Origin of the sequence: Streptomyces californicus (assembly GCF_000717645.1) — a bacterium.
In the GTDB taxonomy this organism is placed as follows: domain Bacteria; phylum Actinomycetota; class Actinomycetes; order Streptomycetales; family Streptomycetaceae; genus Streptomyces; species Streptomyces californicus.
This window is the reverse complement of sequence record NZ_JNZZ01000008.1, coordinates 24455-40472: the sequence shown is the minus strand read 5'-3', so window position 1 is coordinate 40472 and position 16018 is coordinate 24455. Positions and strand designations below refer to the sequence as shown.

Below are 16018 nucleotides of genomic sequence, written 5' to 3'. Positions count from 1 at the left end.
GAGCGCGACGTCGGAGAGGCGGAACGAGACGTCGACGAGCTGGCGGGCACGAATGTGGTGTGCCTCACCTACCGATTGTTCGGTCGCGAGCGCATTTTGGCTACAGGTGCCTCCAGCCTGTGGACAAACGGTTCTCCACAGCCTGGGATGGGTACAGGTCGTCCACGACAGGGAGGCGCGGGCCGATGGCAGCTGAACAAATGGCCGACACGGGCGACGAACCGGTCCGGGCGGCCGATCCGGCCCCAGTCCCGCCCGCCCGGCCGCTGGACGCCGTCGACCGCGACATCCTGCGCATCCTCCGGACGGACGGCCGCGCTTCGATACGGTCCGTGGCCGAACGGGTCCACGTATCGCGCGCCAACGCCTACGCCCGGATCAACCGGCTCGTCGAGGACGGCGTGATCCGCGGCTTCGGCGCCCGGATCGACCACGAGCGGGCGGGGCAGGGGGCGTCCGCGTACATCACGCTCAAGATCGTGCAGAACTCCTGGCGCACCGTGCGCGAACAGCTCCAGGCCCTGCCCGGAGCCACGCACATCGCGCTGGTCAGCGGCGACTTCGACGTACTGCTCCTGGTGCACACGCCGGACAACCGGGCGCTGCGCGAACTGGTCCTCACCCGGATCCAGTCGATCCCCGAAGTGCTCTCGACGCGCACGCTGCTGGTGTTCGAGGAGACGGACCTAGGACCGCTCCCGGACCGCCCCGCCGAACTCGCCTGACCGCGCGGGACGCCCGAACGCGCCGCGGCCACACCCGGCCGGGCGCGCACCCGCCATTGGGCCCCCGGCAGCGGCCCGCGGCCGCCCGCTCAGCGGCCGTTCGCGCGCATCCCCTCGAAGGCGAGCCGGACGATCGTGTCCGCGAGCTGCTCCTCGCCCGGGAACCCGCCCGGCTGCGGCCGGTACCACTCGACCAGCGAGTTCACCATGCCGAACAGCAGCCGGGTGGCCAGCCGTATGTCCACGTCCGCCCGGAGGTCGCCCTCCGCCACCGCGGCCTGGAGCAGCTCCGCGACCCGCTGGTCGAACTCGCGTCGGCGCTCCAGCGCCCAGCGCTCCGTCTGGGTGTTGCCGCGCACGCGCAGCAGCAGGGTGACGTAGGGGAGCTCGGCCATCAGCACGTCGACCGTCCGGCGCGTGACGTACTCGATCCGCTCGACCGCGCGCCCGCGCTGCGCCCCCGGCTCGTCGAGGACGGCGAAGAGCCCGTCGAGCGCCCGGCTCACGGCCCGGCGCAGCAACTCCTCCTTGCCCGCGACGTGGTGGTAGATGGAGGACTTCGAGATGCCCGCCGCCCGGGAGAGGTGCTCCATGGACGTGCCGTCGTAGCCGCGCTCGTTGAAGACACGGACGGCGACGGTGAGCAGGGTCTCCGGGGTGTACGTGTCCCGCTTGGCCGTGGTCATGTCCGCGATCCTCCCCCATGAGGGATCGGCCCCGCACAGGCGGGGACCGTCGAAGTTGTCCACAGGTTCCCCGGGCCCCCTTGTCCCGACCGATCGTTCGGTTACTCTAACTCCATCCGTACGTCCCCGCCCGGCTCGATGAGGAGTTGGTCCGCCATGGCCGCCGCGCTCACCCCCCAGCAGCTGTCCGAGACCCACCGGACCACGCTCGACCAGGCTCTCGACGCGATCAGTACGCGCGCGTACTGGTCACCGCACCCCGAGCACCCGAAGGCGTACGGGGAGGGCGGCGCCCCGGGCAGTCTGGGAGCGGCCGAGGGCAAGGCCGCCTTCGACGCGCTGCTGGGTTCCCGGTTCGACCTGGGGCAGCCGGGCACCGACGGCTGGGTGGGCGGGGAGGTGTCGCCGTACGGGCCGGAGCTGGGCGTCGAGTATCCGCACGTCGATCCGGACGTCCTGCTTCCGGCGATGAGGGCGGGCATGGGCGCGTGGCGGGCGGCCGGCCCGGAGATCCGGGCCCTGGTCTGTCTGGAGATCCTGTCGCGGATCAGCGCCCACACCCACGAGCTGGCGCACGCGGTGATGCACACGAGCGGCCAGGCGTTCATGATGGCGCTCCAGGCGGGCGGCCCGCACGCGCAGGACCGGGGCCTGGAGGCCGTGGCGTACGCCTACCGGGGGCAGGTCCGCACCCCGGAGACGGCCGACTGGTCCAAGCCCCAGGGCAAGCGCGACCCGCTGAAGCTGCACAAGTCGTTCATCGCCTCCGGCCGGGGCGTCGCGCTGGTCATCGGCTGCAACACCTTCCCCACCTGGAACGGCTACCCGGGCCTTTTCGCCTCCCTCGCCACCGGCAACCCGGTGCTGGTCAAGCCGCACCCGCGCGCCGTGCTCCCGCTGGCCGTCACGGTGTCCATCGCCCGCGAGGTGCTCGACGCGGCGGGCTTCGACCCGAATCTGGTCGCGCTGGCCGCCGAGCGCCCGGGCGAGGGCGTCGCCAAGACCCTGGCGCTCCGCCCCGAGGTACGGATCATCGACTACACCGGCTCGACCGCCTTCGGCGACTGGCTGGAGGAGAACGCCCGACAGGCCCAGGTCTACACGGAGAAGGCCGGCGTCAACACGATCGTCGTCGACTCCACCGACGACTACCGGGGCATGCTCGCCAACATCGCGTTCTCCCTGTCGTTGTACAGCGGCCAGATGTGCACCACCCCGCAGAACCTGCTGATCCCCCGGGACGGCATCACCACCGACGACGGCGCCAAGTCCTACGACGACGTCGTCGCCGACATCGCGGCTTCCGTCACCGGGCTGCTCGGCGACGACGCCCGCGCCTCGGCCCTGCTCGGCGCGCTGGTCAACCCGGACGTACGGGCCCGGGTGGAGGCCGCCGGCGAGCTGGGCGAAGTGGCCCTCCCCTCGCGCACGGTCGCCAACGCCGAGTTCCCCGACGCCGTCGTCCGTACGCCCGTGATCGTGAAGCTCGACGGCACCAAGACCGACGACGACGCGGCCTATCTGTCCGAGTGCTTCGGCCCGGTCTCCTTCGCCGTCGCCGTCGAGTCGACACCCGCCGCCCTGGAGCTGCTCCGCCGCACGATCCGTGAGAAGGGCGCGATGACGGTCGGCGCCTACACCACCTCGCCCGAGGTGGAGCGCGCGATCGAGGACGTCTGCCTGGACGAGTCCGCCCAGCTCTCGCTGAACCTGACCGGCGGGGTCTACGTCAACCAGACCGCGGCCTTCTCCGACTTCCACGGCTCCGGGGGCAACCCCGCCGCCAACGCCGCCCTGTGCGACGCGGCCTTCGTCGCCAACCGCTTCCGCGTGGTGGAGGTGCGCCGCCAAGCGTAGCCGGGCGGCGGCCGGCGGGTCAGCCGGCGTCCCGGGGGTCGGGGACGTCGGCGTGGCGCTGGATCCACGCGTGCATCGCGATCGCCGCGGCGGCGCCCGCGTTGATGGACCGTGTCGAGCCGAACTGCGCGATCGAGCACACCAGGGAGGCGTGCTCCCGCGCCTCCTCGGTGAGGCCCGGCCCCTCCTGCCCGAACAGCAGGACGCAGCGGCGCGGCAGCTCGGTGCGTTCCAGCGGCACCGCGCCGGGGAGGTTGTCGATCCCGATGATCGGCAGCCCCTCGGCGGCCGCCCACGCGGTCAGGTCCGCGGTGTCGGGGTGGTGGCGCACATGCTGGTAGCGGTCGGTGACCATGGCGCCGCGCCGGTTCCAGCGCCGGCGGCCCACGATGTGGATCTCCTTGGCCAGGAAGGCGTTGGCGGTCCGCACCACCGAGCCGATGTTGAAGTCGTGGCCCCAGTTCTCCACGGCCACGTGGAAGTCGTGGCGCCGCAGGTCGAGGTCGGCGACGATCGCCTCCCGGGTCCAGTAGCGGTACGTGTCGCCGACGTTGCGCCGGTCGCCCGAGGCCAGCAGCTCGGGGTCGTACCGCTCGTCCTCGGGCCAGGGCAGCGGATGCGGCCCGACGCCGATGGCTTGGCCGTACCCCTCGTCGTACTGGAGGGGTTCGTCCTGGGGCGCTTCCCGGCCGGATTCGACGCGGGTGGCGTCCTGGGCCGGGCCCCGGGCGGTCTCCTGGAGGGGCCCCGCCGGGGTGCCCTCCGCCGGTACGGGGCCCTCCGCTGCCGGGGGCTGCTGGGTTCTGCCGGTCTCGCTGCTCACCCGACGAGCGTATGGCCCTCGCCGCCGCCCCCGCGCCGCGGCTCCTCCGTACCGCCCTCGCCGCCGTCCCGCGCCGCTCCGGACCATGCCGACCCCGAAGAGCCGTTCTCGCCTCCGGGCGTTCCGGGTGCTCCGGCCCTCTCCCGTGTGCGCCACGGGCCGGGCAGACCGGAGAGGAGCCGCCGCCTGCCGGCCGTGACCCGGGCGCCCAGCCAGACGAGGAAGACCGTCGGGAGGAACACCGCGTCGGCCGCGATCATCGCCATCGAGAAGAACGGCAGCCCGAGCAGCAGGGCGATCCCCGCGTGCTCGCAGATCATCGCGACCAGCAGGACGTTCTTGACGCGCCGGTTGAACAGCGTGAACGGAAAGGCGACCTGGACGATGACCGTGCCGTACGTCAGCACCATCACCATCAGCCCGCTGGCCCCCAAGAGGTCCGACAGGGCCGGCCACGGGGTGAAGTAGTCCAGGTTGAGCGGGTAGTACAGCGCGGTGCCGTCCTGCCAGCGCGTCCCCTGGATCTTGTACCAGCCGGCGGTCGCGTAGATCAGACAGACCTCGGCCATGATCACGGCGAGCGTGGCGTTGTGCGCGAGGTTGGCCAGAACGTCGAGAAGAGCGCGGAACTGCCCGGCCGGCTGGTAGAGGTTCACCGCCCACCAGACGGCCGCGGAGAGCCAGAGCACCCACAGCAGGGCCGGCAGCCACCAGGTGCCGCCGAGCCCGCCCAGCGCGGTGGCCGCCACGAGGACCGGGCCGAGGACCACCCACAGCACCGGGCCGACGATGTCCCGCACGGGCGGCAGGCCCGCCGCGGCGCGCCGTGCGTCGCGCAGCGCGCGCCGGGCGTCCAGCGACCAGACCTGGCCGCACCGGGTCAGCACCAGGTAGATCGCCATGAGGTGGACGACGTTGTCGCCGCCGTCGCCCATGAAGATGCTGCGGTTCTGCACCGAGAGCACGCCGACCATGAAGAGCACGGACATCGTCCGGGTCCGCCACCCGAGCATCAGCGCCGTGGCGGACAGCAGCGTGATCGCGTACACGACCTCGAACCAGACCGTGCTGTCGGACCACATGAGGACCGAGAACGCATCGTTGCCGTCCGTGAGCCGACGGGCCAGCTCCCAGTGCCACGGGCTGTCGGGGCCGTACAGCTCGTGGCGGTTCGGCACCTCGCGGACCAGGAAGAACAGGTAGGTGGCGGCGAAGCCGATCCGGACGACGGCGCTCTGGTACGGGCCGAGGGCCGAGGCGGTGACGCGCTGGAGAGCGCGGGCCGGGCCGCCGCCGGGACGGGCACCGGCCGGGCGGGCGGGGCGCCGCGGGGGCGGGACCGCGGCGGGGGACGCGGGCGAGGGGATGGTCACCGGTCCGCCTCCCTGCCGTGTGCAGCGCTTCCGCTCACGTCACGGCTCCGCTCGCCGGCGCTCTCGGGAAGATCGTCGGGAGTCACGGTCCACCAGGGGAGGACGCGGTGGACGGGCCGGGTACTGACCTTCTCGGTGCTCCACGGGGGCGGGGCGACGGAGCTGGTGGCGGAGCGGAGCTGGATGCGCTCGATGGTGCCGCCGTAGTCGCGCTCGCTGAGGCGCAGCATGGCGATGCGGCGTACGTAGCGCTCGGAGAGCTCCCCCCGCATGCCGTTGGGACGGTTGTCGCTGTCGTGGGAGTTGACGTAGAAGTCCCAGCCCCGGCGGAGCTCGTTCTGGTCCACGTGGCTGGGGAAGAGGTTGCCGCGGATCCCTTGGGTGTCCTCGTGGGTCAGGTTCATCCACCGGGTCGTGCGGCGGCCGTCCTCGCCCGCCACTTCGGCACGCACGTGGACGGCGACGTTCTGCTGGAGCGGATTGGGTGCGAAGAGCTTCCAGTTCTGTTCGAACTCCGGGTAGATCCAGTCGTCGATCGTCTTCCCGTGCTGCTTGGTCAGCGTGTTGGACGGGGCGACGTGCAGGAACACCATGGCCACGTGCGCACAGGCGAGCAGCCCGATCAGGGAGAGCGCCAGGGCCGCGACCACCTGGTACGGGAAGGAGAGTCCGGCTATGCCCCGGCCTGCGGCGGGCTCGGCCGTCGCGGAGGATCCTGCGGGCTCCGTCGTACCGGCCGCCGGGGGCGGTACGGGCGCTGAGTGCGGTGCGGGAGGCCCGGCCGTCACCTGCGGCGGGCGGGGTGTCGGCGGTATGGCCCCGGGAGCGTCCTGCGTTTCCGCCGGCCGGTGGGACGCCTGCGGCCAGGCGTCCTTCCCCCCGCCCGCGGAACTCCTGCCGTGGTCCGAATCCATCCCGCCCCGATCACCGTCGATCACCACTCAGTTATCCACAGGGTTGACACCCTACGGGCCTCCGACTCACCATTGAAGTCAAGGAACCGAACGATCGGTCGGTAGGGAGCCCGGGATGGCGGCAGTGACTGCGGACCAGACGACGCAGAAGACGCTCGGCACGGTGGACGCGGGGCGCACGGCGGATGCCGAGGCGGACCGCGTCGCGGCCTTCGACGCGACCGTGGCGGCGGACGAGCGGATCGAGCCGCGCGACTGGATGCCGGACGCCTACCGGGCGACCCTGATACGCCAGATGGCCCAGCACGCCCACTCCGAGATCATCGGCATGCAGCCCGAGGCGAACTGGATCACCCGCGCGCCCTCGCTGCGCCGCAAAGCGATCCTCATGGCCAAGGTGCAGGACGAGGCCGGCCACGGGATGTACCTCTACAGCGCCGCCGAGACCCTGGGGGCCAGCCGCGACGAACTGCTCGACAAGCTGCACGCGGGCCGCCAGCGCTATTCGTCGATCTTCAACTACCCCACGCTGACCTGGGCGGACGTCGGCGCGATCGGCTGGCTGGTGGACGGGGCGGCGATCACCAACCAGGTGCCCCTCTGCCGTTGCTCCTACGGCCCGTACGCCCGCGCGATGGTCCGGATCTGCAAGGAGGAGTCCTTCCACCAGCGCCAGGGGTACGAGCTGCTCCTCGCCCTCAGCCGCGGCACCGAGGCCCAGCACGCGATGGCCCAGGACGCGGTGAACCGCTGGTGGTGGCCCTCCCTGATGATGTTCGGCCCGCCCGACGACGCCTCGTCGCACTCCGAGCAGTCCATGGCCTGGAAGATCAAGCGGCACTCCAACGACGAGCTGCGCCGCCGGTTCGTGGACATCTGCGTGCCCCAGGCCGAGGCACTGGGCCTGGAGCTCCCGGACCCCGACATCCGGTGGAACGAGGAGCTGGGCCGCCACGAGTTCGGCGCGATCGACTGGTCGGAGTTCCAGGAGGTCCTCAAGGGCAACGGCCCCTGCAACGAGCAGCGGATCACCCAGCGGCGCAGGGCCCACGAGGAAGGCGCCTGGGTCCGGGAGGCGGCGGCCGCGTACGCCGCCAAGCACGCCCCGAAGCCGTCACCGTCCGCCCCACCGGCAGCGGCCCCGGCCTCAAGCCCTGCATCGGCATCGGCATCGGACCAGCCATCGGCACGGACCGCCGCGTCCGCGCGGCATGTGGAGGAGACGGCATGAGCAGCTCGACCGACTGGCCCCTGTGGGAGGTGTTCGTGCGCTCGCGCCGCGGACTGTCCCACACCCATGCGGGCAGCCTGCACGCGCCCGACGCGGAGATGGCCCTGCGCAACGCCCGCGATCTCTACACCCGCCGCTCGGAGGGCGTCTCGATCTGGGTGGTCCCGTCCACCGCGGTCACCGCCTCCTCCCCCGACGAGAAGGACTCCTTCTTCGAGCCGGCCGCCGACAAGCCCTACCGCCACCCGACGTTCTACGAGATCCCGGACGGGGTGAAGCACCTGTGAACGCAGCACTCGCCCTCGGCGACGACGCGCTGGTGCTCTCGCACCGGCTGGGGGAGTGGGCCGGCCACGCCCCCGTTCTGGAGGAGGAGGTCGCCCTCGCCAACATCGCCCTGGACCTGCTGGGACAGGCGCGGGTGCTGCTCTCGCTCGCCGGCGACGAGGACGAGCTGGCCTACCTCCGCGAGGAGCGCGCCTTCCGCAACCTCCAACTGGTCGAGCAGCCCAACGGGGACTTCGCCCACACCATCGTCCGGCAGCTCTACTTCTCCGTCTACCAGCACCTGCTGTACGAGCGGTTGGCGGCCGGGGACGGCGCGTTCGCCCCACTGGCGGCCAAGGCCGTCAAGGAGGTGGCCTACCACCGCGACCACGCCGAGCAGTGGGTCCTCCGGCTCGGGGACGGCACCGAGGAGAGCCACCGCCGGACGCAGGCCGGACTGGACGCGCTGTGGCGGTTCACCGGCGAGATGTTCCAGCCGGTCGAAGGGCTGGACGGGCCGGACTCCGGTGTCGACCGGGAGGAACTGCGCACCACGTGGCTCACCGCCGTCACCGAGACGGTCGAGCGCGCCACGCTGAACCTCCCCACGGGGCCGCAGTCCGGGGGCTGGGCGGCCGGAGCCGGCCGGCAGGGCCTGCACACCGAGCCGTTCGGCCGCATGATCGCCGAGATGCAGCATCTGCACCGCAGCCACCCGGGGGCGTCATGGTGACCGACACCCGGCTGGAGGCGGAGCTGCGCGACCTCGCCGGCTCCGTCCCCGACCCCGAGCTCCCGGTGCTGACCCTGGCGGAGCTGGGTGTCGTACGGGACGTCCGGATGGAGGGACCGGGGCGGGTGACCGTGCACCTCACCCCGACGTACACCGGCTGCCCGGCGATCGAGGCCATGTCCGCCGACATCGAGCGGGTGCTGCACGACCACGGTGTGCCGGAGGTCTCCGTCGTCACGGTCCTGGCCCCCGCCTGGTCGACGGACGACATCAGCGCCGAAGGGCGCCGCAAGCTCGCGGAGTTCGGCATCGCCCCGCCCCGCTCCCACAGCACGGACGGCGGCCCGGTGCCGCTGACGCTGTCGGTCCGCTGTCCGCACTGCGGTTCCACCGACACCGAGCTGCTCAGCCGGTTCTCCTCCACGGCCTGCAAGGCCCTGCGGCGCTGCGTCGCCTGTCGTGAACCGTTCGACCACTTCAAGGAGTTGTAGATGTTCCATCCGCTCCGGGTCAGCGCGATCGAACGGATCACGGACGACGCGGTGGCCGTGACCCTCGCCGTGCCGGCCGAACTGCGCGAGACCTTCCGCCACGCCCCCGGCCAGCATCTGAACGTGCGGTACACGGTGGACGGCCAGGAGGTCCGCCGTTCGTACTCGATCTGCGCGCCCGCCGTCGAGGCCCCCGGCGAGCCGGTTCTGCGTGTGGGCATCCGCATGGTCGAGGGCGGCGCGTTCTCCACGTACGCGCTGAAGGAGCTGGCCGTCGGGGACCAGGTGGAGGCCATGCCGCCGATGGGCCGCTTCGTCCTGAGGCCGCGCCCGGGGCTGTTCGCCGCCGTGGTCGGCGGCAGCGGCATCACCCCGGTGCTGTCCATGGCGGCCACTTCGCTCGACCGGGAGCCCACGGCCCGGTTCTGCCTGATCCGCAGTGACCGCACGGCGGCGTCGACGATGTTCCTGGACGAGGTGGCCGAACTCAAGGACCGGTATCCGGACCGCTTCCAGCTGGTCACCGCGCTCTCCCGGGAGGAGCAGTCGGCCGGACTCCCCTCCGGACGGCTGGACACCGAACGGCTCACCGGCCTGCTGCCCGCCGTGCTTCCGGTCGCGGAGGTGGACGGCTGGTTCCTGTGCGGGCCGCTCGGCCTCGTGAAGGGCACGGAGAGGGCGCTGCGGGCGCTCGGGGTCGACCGCGCCCGGGTCCACCAGGAGATCTTCCACGTCGATGAGGGCCCCGTGGACGCGACGGTGGTCAAGGTCGCGGCTCCCTCCGACTCGGTGCTGACGGCGACTCTGCACGGACGCTCCGGGAGGTGGCCCGTGCAGGACTCCGAATCCCTGCTGGAGACGGTGCTGCGGAGCCGGGCGGACGCTCCGTACGCCTGCAAGGGCGGGGTGTGCGGGACCTGTCGGGCGTTTCTCGTCACGGGCGAGGTGCGGATGGACCGCAACTTCGCGCTGGAACCCGAGGAGACCGAGGCGGGCTTCGTGCTGGCCTGCCAGTCGCACCCGTTGACCCCGGAGGTGGAGCTGGACTTCGACCGCTGAGACGGCAGTCCCCGAAGCCTGGAGAATCCGCTGAGGCCGTTGCGTTGGCGCGTTCGGCAGGCTCACGTGTGCAGACGGGTTCGCGAGTACGGAGGTTCACGGGTACGGAGGTTCACGGGTACGGAGGTTCACGGGCACACCGGTTCGTAGGCACGCAGGTTCGCGCGGGCGGGGAGGTTCGGCGGGACCGCCGGAACCGTGCGGATGACCGGGGCGGGCCACCACCGCGTTCGCTCAGGTCGTCGGGCCCTCCCGCCTGTTCCCTTCTTCTGGAACCTGTTCTATCTTGACGCCCCGTCAGAACGCCGCCGGGCAGCGGCGGGCAGCCGACGAGCAGCGGGAGGCCGGGATCGTGGACTTCACCTTCACCGAGGAACAGCGGGCGGCCGTCGAAGCGGCCCGGGCCGTCTTCTCGGACGTCGCACCCGACCGCGCGCCCAGCCCCGCCCTCACCCCGGGGGCCGTGGCGAAGGACATCGACCGGGAGCTGTGGCAGGAACTCGCGCGCACGGACCTGCTCGGGCTCACGCTGTCGCCGGACCACGGAGGAGCGGGCCTCGACCCGATCGCGCTCTGCCTGGTCCTGCGGGAGTCGGCGAAGGTGCTGGCCCGGGTCCCGCTGCTGGAGAGCTGCGCGGTGGCGACGACGGTCCAGCGCTATGCCGAGGACGGTCTCGCGGCGGAGCTGTTGCCGCGGGTGGCCACCGGCGAGCTGATCCTGACGGCGGCGGCCAACGGACGCAGCGGCCACGACCCGGCCGAACTCGCCGTCACCGCACGGCCCGAGAGTGAAGGCGAAGGCAGCCCCCAAGGCGTCGGTGCAGGGGCGGACGGCTCCGGCTGGGTGCTGGACGGCGTCCAGACCGCGGTCCCCTGGGCCCGGGTGGCCGACCGGATCGCCGTTCCCGCGCACACCGCCCGGGGACGGGCGGTCCTGGCTCTCGTGCCGCGTACCCGCGACGGCGTCACCCTGGAGGACCAGGTCTCCACCAGCGGCGAACTCCTGGCCGAGGTCCGGTTCGACGCGGTGCGCGTCGAGGCCCGCGAGCTGATCGAGACGGAGGGCTGCTGGGACTGGCTGCGGTCCCTTCTGACCACGGGAACGTGCGCGCTCGCGCTCGGCCTCGGCGAGAGAGTGCTCGCGATGACCGCCGAGTACACCGGCAAGCGGGAGCAGTTCGGGTTCCCGGTCGCCACGTTCCAGGCGGTGGCGGTGCAGGCCGCCGACCGGTACATCGACCTGCGGGCGATGGAGGCGACGCTCTGGCAGGCCGCCTGGCGCCTCTCGGCCGACGCAGGCGGCCCGCTGCCCGCCGCGGCCGATGTCGCCGTGGCGAAGATCTGGGCCTCGGACGGCGTCCGCCGCGTCGTGCAGACCGCCCAGCACCTGCACGGCGGCTTCGGCGCGGACACCGACTACCCGTTGCACCGCTTCCACGCCTGGGCGAAACAGATCGAGCTCTCCCTCGGCCCGGCCACGGCCCACGAGGAGGCTTTGGGCGACCTGCTGGCCGCCCACCCGCTCGGCTGACGGGCCACGGGCGACGGGCAGGCAGCGGAGCAGAGGCGGCGGCCGACGGAACAGGGCCGCCGCACCGGGCCCGGCGGGGGATCAGAGAACGAAGGCGGGCGTCCCGTTGTCCGTGGTCATCGGGCGCCCGGCGCCGTCCCACGCCTGCATGCCGCCGTCGATGTTCACCGCGTCGATGCCCTGCTGGACCAGGTACTGGGTGACCTGGGCCGACCGGCCGCCGACCCGGCACATCACGTGCACGCGCCGGCCGTCCTCGGCGGCCTCGGTCAGCTCGCCGAACCGGCTCACGAAGTCGCTCATCGGGATGTGCAGCGCGCCCTCGACATGACCGGCCGCCCACTCGTCGTTCTCACGGACGTCCAGGACGAAGCCGTCCGACGGCACCGCCGCGGCGTCCACCGAGGGCAGCGGGGCGAAGTTCATGAGTCATGCCTTCTCTCGTACGTACGCGCCAGGGGTCACCGGGAACGCTACTGCACCATCTCCGCGAGCTCGGACTCCCGCCGGGACACCTCGCCCAGCAGTTGCTCCGCGATGTCCTCCAGAAGCTGGTCCGGATCGTCCGGAGCCATTCGCAGCATCGAGCCGATCGGCCCCTCCTCCAGCTCCTGGGCGAGGACGGTCAGCAGTTCCTTGCGCCGGGTGAGCCACTCCAGCCGGGCGTAGAGCTCCTCGCTCTCGCTCAGCGGCGCCGGGGGCGGTACCGGTCCTGCCGCCCACTCCTCGACGAGTTCCTTGAGCAGCTCGACGTCGCCGCGGCCGTAGGCGGCGTTGACCCGGGCGATGAACTCGTCACGGCGCTGCCGCTCCGTCTCGTCCTGGGCGAGATCGGGGTGCGCCTTGCGGGCCAGGTCCCGGTAGAGCCTGCGGGCCTCCTCGCTCGGCCGGACCCGCTTCGGCGGCCTGACCGGCTGCTCGGTGAGCATGGCGGCCGCCTCGGGGGAGAGCCCGTCGCCGTCCATCCAGTCGTGGAACAGCTCGTCGACGCCGGGCATGGGCAGGACGGCGGCCCGCGCCTCGCGCGCCTTGCGCTCGTCCTCCGGGTCCTTGGTGCGGGCCGCCCGCGCCTCCGCGATCAGCGCGTCCAGCTCGTCGAGGCGCGCGTACATCGGGCCGAGCTTCTGGTGGTGCAGCCGGGAGAAGTTCTCGACCTCCACCCGGAAGGTCTCCACGGCGATCTCGAACTCGATCAGCGCCTGCTCGGCGGCCTGCACCGCCTTGGCCAGCCGCGCCTCGGGACGCGGCGCGGCGCCCTCGGGCCCGCCGGCGGCGTCCGGCGCACCCGGGGCGTGGTCCTGCGTTTCCGGCGCGGGCCGCGACGCGTCGGGGCGGTCGCTGTCCTGCCGGTCTTCATCGTTCCGGGTGGTCGGCACCCCGGCGGCTTCGTGGGTCACCCGTCCAGCGTATGGCCACGGCGAGGCGGGGCGGCACACCCGGTGGTCCCGCTCCCGCCGCCGCGCGCACCGGAGCGCGGACGCCGTCTCTCACGGATCCGTCATACGCCGAACTCGGCCGCCAGCCTGCCCGCCTTGACCGCCCGCACCAGTTCCGCGTGATCCGCCTCCGTCCGGTCCGCGTACGTCACGGCGAAGGCCGCCACCGCTTCGTCCAGCTGGTCGTTCTTGCCGCAGTAGCCCGCCAGCAGGCGGGGATCAGCACTGTGCGCGTGCGCCCTGGCGAGCAGCGCGCCGGTCATCCGCCCGTAGTCGTCCACCTGGTCGGCGGGGAGCGCGGCGGGGTCCACGCTGCCCTTGCGGTTCCGGAACTGCCGGACCTGGTACTGGCGGCCGTCGACGTCCGCCCAGCCGAGCAGGATGTCGCTGACGACCTGCATCCGCTTCTGTCCGAGCACCACCCGGCGCCCCTCGTGCGCCGCCTCCGGCGCGTCGAAGCCGACCGCGGGCAGATGCGGGGCGAGCACCGAGGGGCGGGCCTCCTTCACCTGCAGGACCAGCGGTTCGCCGCGGTGGTCGAGCAGCAGCACCACGTACGACCGGGTCCCCACACTGCCGGTGCCGACGACCCGGAACGCCACGTCCTGGATCGCGTAGCGGGCCAGGAGCGGCACCCGGTCCTCGGAGACCGTGGAGAGGTAGCCGCCGAGCCCGGCGGCCACGGCCGCGGCCTCGGCATCGGGGACCCTGCGCAGCACGGGCCGGGCGTCCACGAAGCGCCGGCTGCCGTCGGGGCACTCCTCGGTGGAACGGGCGGCGAAGCGGGCGCTGGTGTTGTTGCGCGCCTTCTCCGAGACCCGCTCCAGGGTGCCGGCCAGATCACGCGCGTCCGTGTGCGAGACGAGTTCCTCGTCGGCGATCGCGTTCCAGGCGTCGAGGGCGGGCAGCCGGGCCAGCAGCCGCATCGTGCGCCGGTAGGCGCCGACGGCGTCGTACGCGCCCCGGCGGCAGGTGTCCTCGTCGGCCCCGGCGGCCCGGCCCGCCAGCACCAGGGAGGTGGCGAGCCGCTTGAGGTCCCACTCCCACGGGCCGAAGACGGTCTCGTCGAAGTCGTTCAGATCGATGATCAGGCTGCCCCGGGCGTCACCGTAGAGGCCGAAGTTGGCCGCGTGCGCGTCGCCGCAGAGCTGGGCGCCCACCCCGGTGACGGGGGTGCCCGTGAGGTCGTGGGCCATCAGACCGGCCGCGCCCCGCAGGAAGGCGAACGGGGTGGCCGCCATCCGGCCCACCCGTATCGGCGTCAGCCCCGGCACGCGACCGCGGTTCGACTCCTCCACCGCCCGTACGGCGTCCGGCCGCCCCGGCGGCAGGGCCAACGAGGCGTGCGAAGACCGCGGCACCCGTTCGCGCAGCGCCTTGCCCGACGCCTTGGGCGAGAGTCCCGCCCCCCACCGGGCGAACCCGGGTACGACCGGAATGCGCGGGCTCTCGTCCCGCGTGCGCTGCTCGGACATCGTCGCCTCGGTTCCGCCCATGGAGCGTCGCCTCCCCCACCCTCGTACCGCGCCCGGCCGTCGCCTCTCCGGCGGCCGGCGGCCCTGTCCATCAGTGACCGAGCACGACGGTACCGCCGCGGCCGCGAACCCGCCGGGCCCTGTAGACAACCGTGCGACCACGCGGCCCTCCGCGCCCTTCCGGCGAGGTCACAGGACGTAAGTGACAAGAAGCGCTGCGAAGTTGTCCAGAATTACGCGAGGTGCGCCCGTGGAAACACCCTCAGGCGGACGAACAACGCCTCCTGGCGCGGCCGGAGCCCTCACAGCCGTACCGTATGATGATCATGAAGAATCGGATGTTTCACGTGAAACACCGCACCGCCAGAGAAGTGCCGCACCGCCAGAGAAGTGCCGCACCGCCAGAGAAGTGCCGCACCGCCAGAGAAGTGCCGCATCACCAGAGAAGTGCCGCATCACCCTGAGAAATACCGCATCGCCGAAGAAGCACCAGGAACGCAGGACGACACACAACCGCCCGAGACGCGTCCGCCCCGCCGTTCCGAGCGGGCAGGCACACCGGTCCGGTCCAGGTCAGGCGACTCCGCCGGTCGCGATCCCCGCAGCCGCCGGCTCCGTGTCGTCCTCGTCGCCCTCCCGCCCGGTCCGCGCAGCGGGATCGGATCCGTCGCTCCGCAGGCCCGCGTCACCCGTCGGAGCGCCCGCCTCCGAGCCGGCGCCGGAACCCTCGGCGTCCGCCGCGCCCCGGGCCTCCCGCTCCGCCTCCTCCCGCGCCTGAGCGGCCAGGTCGACCCGGCCCTCCGGCTTGATGTGGGCGATCACTCCGGGGTGAGCGATGGAGGGCAGGATGTGGCGCCACATCTCCGCCACCTGCTCGCGCAGATCGGCGCGACCGGTATCGGCTTCCGAGACCAACTGGATACCGGTGAACGAGGCGACGATGATTTTCGCCGACACCATGGGGTCGATCTGAGGAAACACCTCACCGCGTTCCTGACCCAGCTCCAGCATCCGGGCGGTCGCGTCGATCCAGTCGCCCCACGGGTGCGGGCCGCCGAGGAAGACGCCCTCGATGGAGAGCCTGGTACCCGCGCGGGCCATCGCGTTGTGACGAAGGGCGAAGGCGAACTGCTGGCCGCCGTCCACCAGCGACTGGAGCGGCGATCCCTCCTGCTCGAACTCGACCGTGGAGGTCTGCTCGTCCATGATCGCCTGCGCGATGGCCTCCTTGGAGGCGAAGTGGAAGTACAGGGCTCCTTTGGTGACCTTCGCGCGGCGGAGGATCTCCGAGATGGCCGCACGCTCGTAGCCGTAGTCGTCGAAGACGCTCGCCGCCGCCTCCACGATCGACCGCCACGTCTGGACCGCGCGAGCCTGCTTCGCCATTTCCTGCCTCCGGAACGTTCTGTGCGGCTCG

General features: G+C 72.3%; 16 protein-coding genes. 8 read left to right on the top strand and 8 right to left on the bottom strand.

All coding sequences use genetic code 11. The features are described from left to right. Window positions 1-185: 185 nt before the first annotated feature. Window positions 186-725: an Lrp/AsnC family transcriptional regulator gene (locus tag IF19_RS0112195; protein WP_078580530.1), complete on the top strand. Its 540-nt coding sequence runs from the start codon at window positions 186-188 to the stop codon at window positions 723-725. 89 nt (window positions 726-814) lie between these two features. Here IF19_RS0112195 and IF19_RS0112190 read toward each other — a convergent pair whose 3' ends face one another. After that, a complete protein-coding gene (locus IF19_RS0112190; protein ID WP_030115887.1) occupies window positions 815-1411 on the bottom strand; it encodes a TetR/AcrR family transcriptional regulator in 597 nt (198 codons plus the stop codon). Between the two features lie 156 nt (window positions 1412-1567). On the opposite strand from IF19_RS0112190, the gene paaN reads away from it, so the two are divergent. Next, complete coding sequence (gene paaN, locus IF19_RS0112185) at window positions 1568-3268, top strand: phenylacetic acid degradation protein PaaN (RefSeq protein WP_030115886.1); 1701 nt, start codon at window positions 1568-1570, stop codon at window positions 3266-3268. 19 nt (window positions 3269-3287) lie between these two features. Here the strand turns inward: paaN and IF19_RS0112180 are convergent, their stop codons facing one another. From IF19_RS0112180 to IF19_RS0112170, 3 genes are read right to left on the bottom strand one after another with little or no spacing between them, the layout of a single operon-like run. Continuing rightward, entirely contained in the window at window positions 3288-4091 is an 804-nt protein-coding gene (locus IF19_RS0112180) for a TrmH family RNA methyltransferase (protein WP_030115885.1), read from the bottom strand. Beyond that, complete coding sequence (locus IF19_RS0112175; RefSeq protein WP_030115884.1) at window positions 4088-5464, bottom strand: HTTM domain-containing protein; 1377 nt, start codon at window positions 5462-5464, stop codon at window positions 4088-4090. Before IF19_RS0112175 ends, IF19_RS0112180 begins: the two co-directional genes overlap by 4 nt. Further along, on the bottom strand, window positions 5461-6378 hold the full coding sequence (locus tag IF19_RS0112170) for a DUF5819 family protein (RefSeq protein ID WP_032747992.1): 918 nt from the start codon (window positions 6376-6378) through the stop codon (window positions 5461-5463). The genes IF19_RS0112175 and IF19_RS0112170 overlap by 4 nt, the downstream gene beginning before the upstream one ends. Before the next feature lie 115 nt (window positions 6379-6493). Between IF19_RS0112170 and paaA the strand changes: the two genes are divergently transcribed. From paaA to IF19_RS0112140, 6 genes are all read left to right on the top strand, one after another. Further along, window positions 6494-7609: a 1,2-phenylacetyl-CoA epoxidase subunit PaaA gene (paaA, locus tag IF19_RS0112165; protein WP_030115882.1), complete on the top strand. Its 1116-nt coding sequence runs from the start codon at window positions 6494-6496 to the stop codon at window positions 7607-7609. Next, entirely contained in the window at window positions 7606-7896 is a 291-nt protein-coding gene (paaB, locus tag IF19_RS0112160) for a 1,2-phenylacetyl-CoA epoxidase subunit PaaB (RefSeq protein WP_030115881.1), read from the top strand. Before paaA ends, paaB begins: the two co-directional genes overlap by 4 nt. Beyond that, complete coding sequence (gene paaC, locus IF19_RS0112155; protein WP_030120032.1) at window positions 7893-8609, top strand: 1,2-phenylacetyl-CoA epoxidase subunit PaaC; 717 nt, start codon at window positions 7893-7895, stop codon at window positions 8607-8609. The genes paaB and paaC overlap by 4 nt, the downstream gene beginning before the upstream one ends. Then, the gene (gene paaD, locus IF19_RS0112150) at window positions 8603-9100 is read left to right on the top strand and encodes a 1,2-phenylacetyl-CoA epoxidase subunit PaaD (RefSeq protein ID WP_030115880.1); all 498 of its coding nucleotides are present in this window, start codon (window positions 8603-8605) and stop codon (window positions 9098-9100) included. Before paaC ends, paaD begins: the two co-directional genes overlap by 7 nt. After that, a complete protein-coding gene (locus tag IF19_RS0112145; RefSeq protein ID WP_030115879.1) occupies window positions 9101-10159 on the top strand; it encodes a 2Fe-2S iron-sulfur cluster-binding protein in 1059 nt (352 codons plus the stop codon). Window positions 10160-10511: 352 nt separating this feature from the next. Beyond that, window positions 10512-11690 carry an acyl-CoA dehydrogenase family protein gene (locus IF19_RS0112140; protein ID WP_030115878.1) on the top strand — a complete coding sequence of 393 codons (1179 nt, stop codon included), beginning with the start codon at window positions 10512-10514 and terminating at the stop codon, window positions 11688-11690. Window positions 11691-11771: 81 nt separating this feature from the next. Here IF19_RS0112140 and IF19_RS0112135 read toward each other — a convergent pair whose 3' ends face one another. The 4 genes from IF19_RS0112135 to IF19_RS0112120 all read right to left on the bottom strand — a co-directional run bounded on the left by IF19_RS0112135 (window position 11772) and on the right by IF19_RS0112120 (window position 15987). Then, window positions 11772-12116, bottom strand: coding sequence for a rhodanese-like domain-containing protein (locus IF19_RS0112135; RefSeq protein WP_030115877.1), 345 nt, complete (start codon window positions 12114-12116; stop codon window positions 11772-11774). Between the two features lie 47 nt (window positions 12117-12163). Next, window positions 12164-13087 carry a J domain-containing protein gene (locus IF19_RS0112130; RefSeq protein ID WP_030115876.1) on the bottom strand — a complete coding sequence of 308 codons (924 nt, stop codon included), beginning with the start codon at window positions 13085-13087 and terminating at the stop codon, window positions 12164-12166. 101 nt (window positions 13088-13188) lie between these two features. Beyond that, window positions 13189-14487: a DUF2252 domain-containing protein gene (locus IF19_RS0112125; protein ID WP_030115875.1), complete on the bottom strand. Its 1299-nt coding sequence runs from the start codon at window positions 14485-14487 to the stop codon at window positions 13189-13191. A 687-nt stretch (window positions 14488-15174) separates the two neighbouring features. Beyond that, window positions 15175-15987: a ScbR family autoregulator-binding transcription factor gene (locus tag IF19_RS0112120; RefSeq protein WP_030115874.1), complete on the bottom strand. Its 813-nt coding sequence runs from the start codon at window positions 15985-15987 to the stop codon at window positions 15175-15177. Between the last annotated feature and the right edge of the window lie 31 nt (window positions 15988-16018).